The organism is Erysipelatoclostridium sp. MSK.23.31, assembly GCF_019125875.1.
Lineage (GTDB): Bacteria > Bacillota_I > Bacilli_A > Erysipelotrichales > Coprobacillaceae > Thomasclavelia > Thomasclavelia ramosa.
Window position 1 is genome coordinate 201,555 of sequence record NZ_JAHOCB010000001.1, and the last position, 13,733, is coordinate 215,287.

At 31.7% G+C, this 13,733-nt stretch carries 14 protein-coding genes; 3 read left to right on the forward strand and 11 right to left on the reverse strand.

What is annotated here, in order from left to right; translation table 11 throughout:
- Positions 1 to 139: 139 nt before the first annotated feature.
- The 11 genes from KSU54_RS00890 to KSU54_RS00940 all read right to left on the reverse strand — a co-directional run bounded on the left by KSU54_RS00890 (position 140) and on the right by KSU54_RS00940 (position 10,740).
- Positions 140 to 409, reverse strand: a complete 270-nt coding sequence (locus tag KSU54_RS00890) for an RNA-binding S4 domain-containing protein (RefSeq protein WP_003536960.1) — start codon at positions 407 to 409, stop codon at positions 140 to 142.
- A gap of 1 nt (position 410) precedes the next feature.
- Positions 411 to 2,051 carry a putative manganese-dependent inorganic diphosphatase gene (locus KSU54_RS00895; RefSeq protein ID WP_003536959.1) on the reverse strand — a complete coding sequence of 547 codons (1,641 nt, stop codon included), beginning with the start codon at positions 2,049 to 2,051 and terminating at the stop codon, positions 411 to 413.
- Positions 2,052 to 2,060: 9 nt separating this feature from the next.
- Positions 2,061 to 2,726 carry a helix-turn-helix transcriptional regulator gene (locus KSU54_RS00900; RefSeq protein WP_003536958.1) on the reverse strand — a complete coding sequence of 222 codons (666 nt, stop codon included), beginning with the start codon at positions 2,724 to 2,726 and terminating at the stop codon, positions 2,061 to 2,063.
- 165 nt (positions 2,727 to 2,891) lie between these two features.
- Complete coding sequence (locus tag KSU54_RS00905) at positions 2,892 to 4,046, reverse strand: helix-turn-helix domain-containing protein (RefSeq protein WP_003536957.1); 1,155 nt, start codon at positions 4,044 to 4,046, stop codon at positions 2,892 to 2,894.
- A gap of 110 nt (positions 4,047 to 4,156) precedes the next feature.
- A complete protein-coding gene (locus KSU54_RS00910; protein ID WP_003536956.1) occupies positions 4,157 to 5,032 on the reverse strand; it encodes a helix-turn-helix transcriptional regulator in 876 nt (291 codons plus the stop codon).
- Positions 5,033 to 5,137: 105 nt separating this feature from the next.
- Complete coding sequence (locus KSU54_RS00915) at positions 5,138 to 5,680, reverse strand: GNAT family N-acetyltransferase (RefSeq protein ID WP_003536955.1); 543 nt, start codon at positions 5,678 to 5,680, stop codon at positions 5,138 to 5,140.
- Between the two features lie 4 nt (positions 5,681 to 5,684).
- Positions 5,685 to 6,269 (reverse strand): NAD(P)H-dependent oxidoreductase, encoded by a 585-nt coding sequence (locus KSU54_RS00920; protein WP_009300681.1) that lies wholly within the window; start codon positions 6,267 to 6,269, stop codon positions 5,685 to 5,687.
- An 18-nt stretch (positions 6,270 to 6,287) separates the two neighbouring features.
- Positions 6,288 to 7,619 carry an exonuclease domain-containing protein gene (locus KSU54_RS00925; RefSeq protein WP_003536953.1) on the reverse strand — a complete coding sequence of 444 codons (1,332 nt, stop codon included), beginning with the start codon at positions 7,617 to 7,619 and terminating at the stop codon, positions 6,288 to 6,290.
- A gap of 81 nt (positions 7,620 to 7,700) precedes the next feature.
- Positions 7,701 to 9,089 carry an NADPH-dependent glutamate synthase gene (gene gltA / locus KSU54_RS00930; protein ID WP_003536952.1) on the reverse strand — a complete coding sequence of 463 codons (1,389 nt, stop codon included), beginning with the start codon at positions 9,087 to 9,089 and terminating at the stop codon, positions 7,701 to 7,703.
- A complete protein-coding gene (locus KSU54_RS00935; protein WP_003536950.1) occupies positions 9,089 to 9,937 on the reverse strand; it encodes a sulfide/dihydroorotate dehydrogenase-like FAD/NAD-binding protein in 849 nt (282 codons plus the stop codon). The genes gltA and KSU54_RS00935 overlap by 1 nt, the downstream gene beginning before the upstream one ends.
- A gap of 227 nt (positions 9,938 to 10,164) precedes the next feature.
- Entirely contained in the window at positions 10,165 to 10,740 is a 576-nt protein-coding gene (locus KSU54_RS00940; RefSeq protein WP_003536947.1) for an accessory gene regulator B family protein, read from the reverse strand.
- A gap of 173 nt (positions 10,741 to 10,913) precedes the next feature.
- Here KSU54_RS00940 and KSU54_RS00945 point away from each other — a divergent pair, with 173 nt between their 5' ends.
- The 3 genes from KSU54_RS00945 to tgt all read left to right on the forward strand — a co-directional run bounded on the left by KSU54_RS00945 (position 10,914) and on the right by tgt (position 13,732).
- A complete protein-coding gene (locus KSU54_RS00945; protein WP_003536945.1) occupies positions 10,914 to 11,618 on the forward strand; it encodes a LytR/AlgR family response regulator transcription factor in 705 nt (234 codons plus the stop codon).
- A 92-nt stretch (positions 11,619 to 11,710) separates the two neighbouring features.
- On the forward strand, positions 11,711 to 12,502 hold the full coding sequence (locus tag KSU54_RS00950) for a Cof-type HAD-IIB family hydrolase (RefSeq protein WP_008793091.1): 792 nt from the start codon (positions 11,711 to 11,713) through the stop codon (positions 12,500 to 12,502).
- A gap of 93 nt (positions 12,503 to 12,595) precedes the next feature.
- Positions 12,596 to 13,732 (forward strand): tRNA guanosine(34) transglycosylase Tgt, encoded by a 1,137-nt coding sequence (gene tgt, locus KSU54_RS00955; RefSeq protein ID WP_008793092.1) that lies wholly within the window; start codon positions 12,596 to 12,598, stop codon positions 13,730 to 13,732.
- Position 13,733 lies beyond the last annotated feature (1 nt).

Here is a 13,733-nt window from a genome sequence, read left to right on the forward strand (position 1 = left end):
GTATTTCTCCAATTTGGTCTTGCCTAATCTAATAGTAACAATCCTATCGCCATATATTATGATAACTTTTCTAATGAGTAAAAGTCAACCAATATAATAAAAATATATCATTTTATAAAAAAGAAACCAATACTGGTTTCTAATTTAAATCTCGCTCAATTCGTTCTTCATTAATTATTTCATATAACATCGTACTATCTTCTTTTAAGACATGTTCGCGAAGTTCTTTAACCTTAACAGTCAGACGACTACGTCCAAATTCAATTTCGATTTCATCACCAACTTTAAGTTTTGTGCTTGGTTTAGCGACTTTACCATTAACTTTTACCCGTGAACTTTCACTAATTTCCTTTGATAAAGTACGACGCTTAATAATTCTCGATACTTTCAAAAATTTATCTAATCTCATCTTATTTACTCATTACTGCTGTGATTGCTGGAACAACTTGTTTTTTTCGAGAAATTACCCCTTTTAATGTCGCTTGATGATCATTTAATTTAATATTAAATGCTTCTTCAACCAAATATGGTTTAGGCCCAGCAACAAAGATTTCACTATTAGCATTAATAATATCTGTTAATAATAATAAAGTAAAATCTAAACGGTTGTCTTCTGCAAATTTGTCCATATAATCAAGCATATCTGCTTTATATGGCATAAATCCTTCAATATCCATTGAATTAACTTGTCCAACACCAACAGTTCCTTGTTCAAATGGGAATTTTTTGAAATCTTGATTAAAGATTTCTTCAACTGTTTTACCAACTAATGAAGTTCCTGCTTTAAACATCTCCATAGCAAATTCTTCAATATCAACCCCAGCGATCTTAGCTAATTTACGAGCAGCCTTAGTGTCTACAGGTGTACATGTTGGTGATTTGAATAATAATGTATCTGAAATAATTGCTCCTAATAAAGCCCCAGCAATAGATTGAGGAATTTCTACATCATTTTCATCAAAAATCTTTGTTACGATCGTTGCCGTTGATCCTAATGGTTCACCCCTAAATAATAACGGTCCGATCGTTTGAATATCGGCAACACGATGATGGTCAACAATTTCTAAAATATCAGCTTCTTCAATTCCAGGAATTGATTGACCACGCTCATTATGATCAACTAAAATAACTTTCTTTCTTAATCCTTTTAATAAAGCAAAACGAGAAATACTTCCAACGCAACGATTATTTAGATCAAGAACTGGATAACTACGATATCTTGTTTCACTCATGACCTCTTTTACATGATCTAATGTATCATCTGTTGAGAATAATTTTAAATCTCCCTTTTGCATGATATATTCTACCGGAATTGCCTGAATAATTTGTTGTGAAGTTAAATATGTATTAAAAGAAGTTGAAATAACACTGATTCCCTTTTCTTTTAATTTATTTAGTACTTCAGCTTCAACACCCAAAGACCCAGTTAAAATAATCAATGAAACCTCAGCATCAATCATTGAATTAACAGCATCATCACGATCACCACCAATAATTACAATATCTCCTGGTCTAACACGTTTACTAGCTTCTTCACCACGCATTGCTGCAATATGAAGATCACCTTCGATTGTTTTTAAATTATGGTTTAAATAAATTACTGATGCCTCTAATGTATCAATTACATTTTCAATTGGTGTATGCGCATCTTTTAATAAACTACTATCCCATTTTTCCATATATCCTTCAACAATATTAGAAGTTGATAATAATCCTAATAATTGTCCATGATCATCTAAGATTGGTGCTGATTTTAAGTTCTGTTGTTTCATTAAAGACCATGCAGTCTTTAATGTTAATTCTTTTGAAAATACAGTTACTTTATCATAGTTTAAATCTTCTACTTTTTGCTTAACAGTTTTTAATAAAGTTGGTATTTCTAAATTAAATCTTTTTAAAACATACTCAGTCTCCCGACTTACCTCACCCAATCTTACTGGTACGGCATTATAACGGTCAATTGCTTTTAATAAATAAGCATATCCAATTGCCGAACAGATTGAATCGGTATCAGGGTTTTTATGACCACTTACATATACTAATTCTTTCATTTTACTCTCCTATTTTTCCATCTTTTTTAAATAGCGATATACTGTAGGTTCAGAAACTGCCAATTTTTCAGCTACTAAAACAATAGCTCCTTTTACTTTAAAAGTACCTTTTTCTTGTAAGTATTTAACAACCTTGATCTTTTCATCAACATTCAAACGTTCTGCTAAGAAATAACTCGGGAAACCCATTTTCTCTAAACATTCTTTAATATAAAGATCAATCATTTCATCTAACGGTGAAGATAAAATTTCAACTGGATTATCCATCTTAAACTCAATATCTTTTTCATCTTTAATACCTAAGATTTTTTTAATCGTCGATGTTAAATATTCTAAATCAGAAATATTTACATTGATACAAAGCATACCTACTGGCATTTCCTTACCAGGCTCTTTAATAAAATAAGTTGCTGAACGCATTAATTTTCCATCTGGTCCAGTTGTCTTGTAATTCATTACATAATCATTATCTAAATACTGTTTTTCTTCTAAATAATGTAATGATAAATTTGATAATTTAGCCCCAACTTCTCTTCCTGAGTTATGGTTATTAGCAATTGCAACGATTTCTTGCTCTTTTGAAGTTAAATCATGTAACGCAATTTCAACGTTATCGCCTAAAGCCTTCCCTAAAAATTCTATCATTGCTGCATATGGTTCCAAATATTTATACATAGTTATCACTCCTTCATGGCAATTATACACGAATTCTAAACAAAATAACAGTATTTTTTATCATGATAATAATTGTTTTAGAAATTTCTAACTTTATTATCACTATAATATCTAAATGTTATTTAGTTTTATCATGATAAAAAGCACTAATATAATACTAGTGCTTTATTCTTCATACAGACTAACTGAATCATCTATAATTGCTACAATAAAATTCTTTTCAATTTGAGAAGTGATCCCCGTTTTATCGACCAAATTAATTACTATTTTTAGTTTATCACCATTCTTAAAGTCATTAGCAGGAATTGAAAAAAGAATATTTCTTTGCTTATCTGTTGTAACTTTAACAGTATGCTTCTGATCATTTAAATAATAAAACCCATCGAATTTTACTAATTTATTATCTTTTTTATATTTTGACAATATACCACTCTCATTCAAATTTACAGTATCATCTGGGTTTAACGTAATGTTTAACGAATCCTGCTGATAGATTATTTCATAAACTTCACCATAATTAAGTTTCAATTCAGGCAATATATAATCTGCAACATTTTTTAATAACTGTGCTTGTTTACTATCTGTTCCAATTGTCACGGCAGCATTTAAAATATTATCAATAGGTAAATCTTCACTTGTCTTAAAATGTCCATCACTTAATGTTAATAGATATGACCGATCATCATAATGCTCATAATCTAAAACAACTACCACACTACTAGTATCCTCATAATTCTTAACAACTAGATCAATTTTGACTTTCATTGTCTGTGTTTTAAAATCAATATCCTCAATTTGAAGCTCAAAAGAGCTTAGTAAAGAACCTTGGGCTTGTAATTGTTCTTGAAGCTGATCAAAAAGAGAATTTTCTAATGATGATAATTGGTTATTGATTATATTGATCTGATTACTTAAACCTGCATTATTATTTCCAATCGTGCTTTTAATTCCTTTAATATCATTTAAAACACTCCACATAACAAGAGCAAGAATTATAAATATTCCCGTCCCAATTACCAAACCCATTTTTAAATATTTCTTGTTTCTTATAATCTCATTATTTTGAGTTAACACCACTTGATTTAAAATACTTTCCAACTTAGCATACTCATCATTTGAATCTTCTTCTAAACCAAGTAATTCATTAAGCGTGATTTCTAGAGCTTTTGCTACATCCATAATCTTATCAATATTGGGGACATTTATATCAGATTCCCATTTTGATAGGGCTTGTCTGGAAATATTTAATCTTGATGCCAGCTGCTCTTGTGATAATCCTTTTTGTTTTCGATACGACTGAATCCGTTTTCCTAAGCTCATAATTATCCCCTCCTACCCTTTAATCTTAACATGACCCTCTTAATATAACTACATACAATAATTTACATTTTGCTATTTATCCGCGCAAAACAAAAAAGATTAGCATTTTTCTAATCTTCTTCATGTGCTTCAAAAAGGAGCCAAACAATGCCACAAATAATTCCCCCGATAGGATAAACAATCCATGAAATATGCCAGGCGTTTGTAGTAAATGAGCAGCCAAGATAAATTGCTGTAACAATCATCATAATGATACCACAATATATTGAGACTTTTTTATTCCTTTTTTCTTGCTTAATAACTTTTAAATCAACTTGGTCATACTTACTTTTTAGTGTTCCAAAATATACAAAAATTCCAACTGCAATAGTAACAAACACCATAAATAAACCATTAGCTAGATTTTCATTATATAAATTCTCTATTAAAATCTGTAAAACAACTGCAAATAAAATCACTCCTACCCCAGTTGCGATACTCAATGAATATGTTTGATTAAATTCACTTCTTTGACTATCCGTATAATAATCTGTTATTTCAGAATGACTATTTTTAAAATGACTATCTTTCATTCCAAAATAAACAAATGTAATTACCCCAATTAAAACAAAAAACAAGAAAATAATTTCGCCAATAAACTCAGATTTTGTATTTTCCGAAAAATAAATTTCAGCAAATAGATATGCGCATACCCCCAGCAAGATTGAAACAACTCCAAATGTATAGGCCTTTGCTATTAGACTATAATGTTTATCATACGCTTGTTTGGCTGTTGGATTATGTTGAGTCAAATCATTTTTCAATAAATCATCAATAGTACATTCAAACAGGTCACTTAAAATAATTAACGATTCCATCTCTGGATAACCATTATCACTTTCCCATTTCGAAACAGCTTGCCTAGAAACATTTAAACGCTCTGCCAATTGTTCTTGTGAATACCCCTTTTGTTTTCTTAAAGCTCTTAAGTTATCACTTAAACTCATCTTTATCACCTCACCCAAATCATAATTATGCAGTTACTTTTTTACTACCAACTTGCCATTGCACTTTAATTATTTTTGTCAACTTTGCGTTGCAATAACGTGATATCAACGTCTTTGCCACATTTCTTGAGTTATCGCGTAATGCACCACATCATGATAAAGGCCTTTTATTTTTAGCTCTTGAATTCCTATTCCTTCTTGCTTCATTCCACATTTTGCCATCACTTTCCCAGAGGCCGGATTTAATCTATAATGAATTGCTTCAACCCGGTTTACTCTTATGTCTTCAAAACAGTGTTTTAAAATTCGTGATAATACCTCACTCATATATCCTTGATTCCAGTAATCGGGATCCAATAAGTACCCAAAACTAGCTTTATCATTAGCTTCATCTAAACGAATATCAATCGCTCCAATACATAAATCATTTTCTTTCAAAGCAATTGCATAAATTCCTGCACGACTTAAATAATATTCTTCAATGCTTATTCTAGCTTCCTCACGAGTAGTCACCCCAATCCATTCAAGATATTTTAGAGTTCGCGGATCTCTTCCATATTTATAAACTGCTTCTTTATCACTTAATTTAAACTTTCTTAATCGTAATCTTGTGGTTTCTAAATTTTCTTTGACCCGTTCTTTATACATTCTTCTAAAATTCCTTTCCTAATAAGTAGGCACGTTTTAAGTTTTTCGAATAATTTACTTCACGTACCGGATAATCTCGGGACATACGGTCAAACACGATCATTTCCTTCGTTTTGGCACGTTCACCAATTCGATCTCCTAACATCACAACTTTCATTGCTGCAACCTGCTGCTGACGAATTTCTTCACTTAGGTCGCCACCCATCGTGACAAGCATCAGTACTTTATCTAACTGTTTCATTTTAGTCTCAGTCCCATAAGCAAAACCATAAGTCCAAACGCGTTGAAACCACCCGACCAGTTTTCCCGGTGCCTCGGTCCAAAAAACAGGATAAATAAACACAACCGCATCATTTGCATTAATTAGTCTTTGATGTGCTTGAACATCCTCAGGCACTTTTAAGGCTTGATCATAAAAGGCTTCTCTTAAGTATTCTTCTTCACTAAATGTTTCATCAAAATTAATTTGATACAAATCAATAAGTTGACAAGTATGCCCTCCGTCTTCCAATCCTCTAATAAACTCATCTTTCATCCTAGCTGTAAAACTTTTATTGCTGGGATGACAATAAATCACCAATACTTTCATCATCTACCTCACATCAATTTATTTAGAAAGTTTCAAAACTTCCATTAATCTGGCTTCACTAATTAATTCAATCTTATGACCTTCACTTTTCATTGTCAAAGCCTTATTTGTTTTAGCACCATACTTCCCATATTTATATCCAGCTGACCCTTTGCTTCCTAAAACCAGGTAATCAACTTTTTTTGTCACACTTTTACTTATAATTCCTTGTTTTAGAACAATAAGTTTTTCTAATTGACTTCGTTCCCCAAAACAAAAATTACCGGTTAAACAAATAACTTTATTCTTGACATCAAATAAATCACCTTGATCAAGCTCTGGTTTAAAGAAATTTTTGATATAATATAACAACTCATCTGTAACTATTGTACTTATTTGTTTATCAATGATAATCTTCTCTAATTTATTTAAAATTCGGTTGAAGGGATAAGTACCTTTAAATTGTTCATTTTCTTTCATCCACTTATTTAACTCCATAATTTCATCATCATTAATAACTTCATCACAACTGATCCCTTCCAAAATAGCCATAAACTCATATAATGAACGTATATTTTTAGCTTTAATACTTTTCATATATTGGAGTTCATTAAGAATATGTAAATATTGATAATGTGTTATATATTCATTTTTCAAAACAGCTTTTAATTCCTTGACAATATTAGCATACTCATAAGGAAGCTGATTCTTAGTTAACCAGTTATTTAAAAAACTAATTTCTTTTTTATTTAAATAGTTATCAAATCCAATTCCGGTTAAAAGACCAATCAGTACCTCTAAATATTTTTTATTATCTTTATTTCCTTTGGTTGGTTCAAAGCATTTAACATACTGATCTAAAGTTTCCAAATTTGGTTCTTTTAATAAATAATAAAATATTTCCATACATGCTTTACTATCCGCTAAAGCATTATGATGATTATCCAAGGTTACATGATAATAACTACTTAAATCATTTAATTTATAACTATTGGATGGAATCTTTAAAGCGCGACTGATTCGATAAGTACATGTATAAAAAATAGGGAAGATAGGCAGATCATAACGTTGCAGACAAGCACTGATAACACTTAAATCAAAAACAGCATTATGGGCAACCACTAAACTATTTGTAAAATATGGTTCTATTTCAGACCACACTTCTTTGAAATTTGGTTGGTCAGCAACCATTTCTGGGGTTATTCCCGTTAATTCTATATTGAAACGGTCAAAATGTGCCTCGGGATCAACAAGAAAATATTTAGTTGTTACAACACCATCACCATCAACATTGATAACACCAATTGAACTAATACTATTATTTTGATAATTAGGTGTTTCTACATCCACAAATGTTATACTTTGTTCCATATTTTGCTCCTCCTATTTACCATTATAACAAGAAAACCATTTTATTTTAAAAAAATTCCTAGGGATTACCTAGGAATTCAATTATTTATTGGCAAGATATTCATCCATTGCTTTAGCAGCTGTTTTACCAGCTCCCATTGCTAGAATTACTGTAGCTGCTCCAGTAACAACGTCACCACCAGCATATACGCCCTCTTTACTTGTTTTCATAGAATCTTCATCAACGATGATTCCACCCCATTTTTGAGTTTCTAATCCTGGTGTGGTTTGACGAATCAACGGATTAGGACTCTGTCCGATTGAAACAATTACAGTTCCGGTTTCAATCACAAAATTCGATCCTTCTTTAACAACTGGTCTTCTTCTTCCTGATTCATCAGGTTCTCCAAGTTCCATTTCAACACATTCCATTGATTTGACCCATCCATCTTCACCATGAATTTCAACTGGGTTAGTTAATAATTTAAAAATAATGCCTTCTTCTTTAGCATGATGTACTTCTTCAGCACGAGCTGGAATTTCTTTATCACTACGGCGATAAACAATATAAACATTTTTTGCACCTAAACGTTTTGCTGTACGAGCACAGTCCATTGAAACGTTACCAGCCCCAATTACACATACAGTATCAGTAATTTTAACTGGTGTTGGATGATTAGGGAATTCATAACCTTTCATTAAGTTGACCCGTGTTAAAAATTCATTTGCTGCATATACACCATTTAAGTTTTCACCAGGAATATTTTGAAAACGTGGTAAGCCTGCCCCACTACCAATGAAAATACCTTGATATCCTTGTTCCTGAAGTTCATCAATTGTAATTGAACGCCCAACTACAACATTAGTTTCAAATTTAACACCTAAAGCAGCAACACTATCTACTTCTTTTTGGACTAAAGCTTTTGGTAAACGGAATTCAGGGATACCATAAGATAATACTCCACCTGTTTTATGAAGTGCTTCAAAAACAGTTACTTCATAACCTTTTTTGGCAAGTTCTCCAGCACAAGTAATTCCGGCTGGTCCAGAACCAATGATTGCAACTTTAATCCCGTTACTCTTAATATCTAATTCAGGGGCTTTTCCATTAGCCATATGATAATCTGCAACAAATCTTTCAAGTCGCCCAATACCAACTGCTTCACCTTTAATCCCACGGACACATTTACCTTCACATTGATTTTCTTGCGGACAAACACGACCACAAATAGCTGGTAAAGCATTTTCGCTAGTGATGATCTTGTATGCTTCTTCCATATTTCCAGCAGCTACTTCTTGAATAAATTCAGGAATTGGTACGCCAACTGGACACCCTTGTTTACATGGCTGATGTTTACAATTTAAACACCGTGTAGCTTCTTCCATTGCCATTTCTTTAGTGTATCCTAAAGCTACTTCTTCAAAATTCTTATTTCTTACATCTGGTTCTTGTTCTGGCATTACTACCTTTGTTAATGACATGTTTGGCATTATTTGACACCTCCCATTAAATTACACATACGATTAGCATTTTCACTAACAGTATGTTCTTCTTCCTTAAACATTCTTTGTCGCAGCATTAATTCATCAAAATCAACTTGAAGTCCATCAAAATCAGGACCATCAACACAAGCAAATTTAATTTTTCCATCAACACTGACACGACAGCATCCACACATCCCTGTTCCATCGATCATAATTGGATTTAAAGATACTGAAGTTTTTATATTTTTAGGTTTAGTAACATTTACAACTGCTTTCATCATTGGCACTGGTCCAATCGCAATTACTTCATCAAAGCTTTCACCTTTTTCAATTAAATCACTTAATACATTAGTAACAAAACCTTTAGTTCCTAATGAACCATCATCAGTTGCAATGTAAACATTTTTACAGAACTTTTTAAATTCATCAGCTAATAGTACATATTGAGCTTCACGTCCCCCAATGATTACATCAACATCAACACCACGGTTTGCTAATTCACGAAGTTGCGGGAATAATGGTGCACTACCAACCCCACCAGCTACACCGATTACATGTTTAGCCTCATGTAATACTGTTGGAACTCCTAATGGCCCAACAAAATCTGTCAATTCATCACCTTCATTTAATTTAGCTAATTCTTTAGTTGAATAACCAACAATCTGATAAATGATTGTAATTGTTTCTTTTTCACGGTCAAAATCAGCGATTGTTAATGGGATTCTTTCACCATCTTCACCAACGCGTAAAATAATAAATTGGCCTGGTTCGCACTTTTTAGCAACATATGGTGCATGAACTTCCATCAGTTCAACGACATCATTTAGTACTTCTTTTTTGACAATCTTGTACATACTATTTCCCCCTACATTATTTTATACTTTCATATTGTATCTTGCTTGAATAAAAAAAACAATGATAATTCGTAGTTTTTTGTAAGATTGTATACATATTTTGATCATCTCTCTTTTCACTACTAATAAACTATACGATTATCTTTAACTTTAATACCAACAACAAAAAAAGCGTTAGTAATAACTAACCCTTATAAATATTTAAATAAATTAATTTGGAGAGGCAATCAACTGCGACGATTGACTACCTTTCCTCCTAGCATTAGGATAGCAAGTAAAGAAAACGAATATGTTAGAATTGAATAAACTGGAATATTTAAAAATCTTAAAACAATACAGGAAATACCTACAATTATGGATAGCAAGGTACTATAGAGGTGATACTTTCTTTGTTCCAATTCAGTTAATTGTTGATCGTTCGATTGTACTGGTGAAAGACTAATAATAATTATTAATGATATTGCGATGGCTATGCAAACCATAACAATCGATACTTTTAAATATTCCCTTAATACCATATAAAGAGTAAAAATTGCAATATACAGACTCATGCATTCAAAATGTGTTGTGCAATAATAGCCTCCCGTAAATCTTCTTAAAATAAAGAATACCGCCTCATATATTATTACCTCTAGTATACAATTAAAGATGATCCCCACAACCAACAATAATAAGATACTAGCTAATGCAGAAATCCACGTCTCTATCCCATATTTATATATTGCCCGATCTCTTACAATGATATTTTTTGTTTCTAACACTTGCGTTATCTTCTCTGCTAAGAATTCAAACAAAATCTTCACCCCTCGCTATTAAAATTATCATAATTTAAATGCCCTGTCCGCACTTTTACAAATTCGGGCTATATTTTGACAAATTCGGTCAAAATATAATTTTTTAGGCCAATTTAAAGTATCCTCAGCAACTATTTTATTGATTGTGTATAATAAGTAAGAGCATTTAAAAGGAGATAATTATGTATAATATTGCACTAGTTGATGATGATCAAAGAATTTTACAAATTGTTCAATATAAAGTAAAAAGTATTTTTAACAGTGTCGGTATTGACCCTACTATTACTTGTTTTAATAATCCTCAAAAACTTCATATGGATACATATTATGATGTGCTGTTCTTAGATATTGATATGCCATCATTAAATGGGATTGAATTAGCTCAAAACTATCTCCAGAACCATGATGATACTACTATTATTTTCATTACTAATAAATATGATCTTGTTTTTAATGCTTTTAGTGTTCATCCCTTTGATTTCGTTAAAAAAGAAAATCTTGAAACAGGATTGATCCAGCCAATCAAACATTTAATTTCTAAATTAAATCGTGATAATCGTGTTATATCATTACAAGATAAAAATGGTTTAACAACTATTAAATGTAAGAAAATTCTTTATTGTGAAAGTTATGGTCATATTTGTTATATTCACACAACTGATAGAGTTATTAAGACAAATAAATATAAACTATCTAATATCGAAAGCATTATTAACTGTGAAGATTTTTATATGATCAACCAGTCTTACTTAGTTCACTGGAAATATGTTATCAATATTGAGAATAAAAGTACAACTCTTGAAGATGGTACCGTGTTGCCTATTAGTAAACGTAGATTCAAAGATTCTCTTGCTTCATATAAGAAATATACTTTTAGAAATATTTAATTAGCGGCTTAATTAAATATTTTTTCTATTTTAGATAATCAATTGTTGATAAAAGTAAGTTATTGTATAATGCAATTATCATGGAGGTAATTATGGCAACAAATAAAATTATGTTTTTTGATATAGATGGCACAATCTTATCAGAAACAACACACACTATCCCTAAAAGTACAGTTGAAGGACTACAAAAAGCAAAAGAACAAGGACATTTGATTTTTATTAATACAGGCAGACCTTTTTCATCAATTGATGAGTGTATCAAGGAATTAGATCCTGATGGTTATGTTTGTGGTTGTGGAACATATATTCGTTATCATGATGAAGTGTTATTTTCAAAAACATTGAGTCAAGAAAGATGTTTTGAAGTTCGAGATTTGATTAGAAAAACTAATGTCGAAGGTGTTCTTGAAGGAAAAAATACCGTTTATTTTGATCAAAATATTCGTCACCCCTTTTTAAAAGGAGTCAAAGAGCGCTATGAAGCTACACCAACTTTTAACTTATCAACTTTTGATGACCCTAACCTGTCATTCGATAAACTAGCTGTCTGGTTTGATGAACATGGAGATATTGAAACTTTTAAGTCTGAGATTACAAAAGATTTTGAATATATTACTAGAGCAGAAGACTTTGGAGAAATTGTTCCTTTAGGATGCTCTAAAGCTACAGGAATTCAATTTTTACTAGATTACTTTGGTCTTGATAAAGATGATGCTTATGTTTTTGGTGATAGTTTTAACGATGAAGCAATGCTTAGATATGTTAAACATGCGATTGTGATGGGAAATGGTGAACCAGAATTATTTAAACTTGCTTATTATGTAACTAAAGATATTGAAGAAGATGGTATTTACCATGCTTTACAACATTTAAATCTTATTTAGCCCTATAATTTTATAGGGTTTTATTATTGCAAACTAAAATTGTAAATAGAGCAAGATTGCGGTATAATAATGCTTGCTTTAAGGAGGATGATTATGGCAGCAATAACTTATGAATTAAAACACGTTTGTAAACAATCGGGTGCTCGCTATGGAATTTTACATACCCCTCACGGTGATGTCGAAACTCCAATGTTTATGCCCGTTGGTACGCTAGCTACCGTAAAAGGAATTTCCCCAGAAATGTTAAAAGAAATGCACTCACAAGTGGTGTTGGCTAATACTTATCACCTATGGTTACGTCCCGGTGAAGATGTTGTCGAAAAAGCTGGGGGACTACATAAATTTATGAATTATAACGGACCAATGCTAACTGATAGTGGTGGTTTCCAAGTTTTTTCTCTAGGTAAAACACGAAAAATCGAAGAAGAAGGCGTAAAATTTAAAAGTATTATTGATGGAAGTTCATTGTTTTTATCACCAGAAAAAGCAATTGAAATTCAAAATAAACTAGGTGCTGATATGATTATGTCATTTGATGAATGTGCCCCATATCCATGTACCTACGAATATATGAAAAATAGCATGGAACGAACTTTACGATGGGCAAAACGTGGAAAAGAAGCACACAAAAACACGGAAAAACAGGCTTTATTTGGAATTGTTCAAGGTGGTGAATTCCCTGATTTGAGAGAACAGTGTGCTAAAGAATTAGTCGCGATGGATTTCCCCGGTTATTCGATCGGAGGGACTAGTGTTGGAGAACCTAAAGATGTAATGTATAAAATGGTTGATGATACTATCAAATGGTTGCCTGAAGATAAACCCCGTTATTTAATGGGAGTTGGCAATCCAATTGATCTAATCGAATGTGCCATTCGTGGAATCGATATGTATGATTGTGTGTTACCTACTCGCGTAGCTCGCCACGGTGCAATAATGACAAGCAGGGGACGTTTAAATATTAATAATGAGAAATTTAAATATGATTTTACACCTCTAGACCCTGAATGCGACTGTTATGCTTGTAAAAACTATACTAGAGCATACATTCGTCATTTACATAAATGTGATGAAATCTTTGGTAAAACATTACTATCGATTCATAATGTTAACTTTTTACTGAAGTTAGCAAGTGATATTCGTGAAGCAATTAAAGAAGATCGCTTACTTGACTTTAAAGAAGAATTTTTAGATAAGTACGGTCATGACGTATATAAGAGGGCTTTTTAAG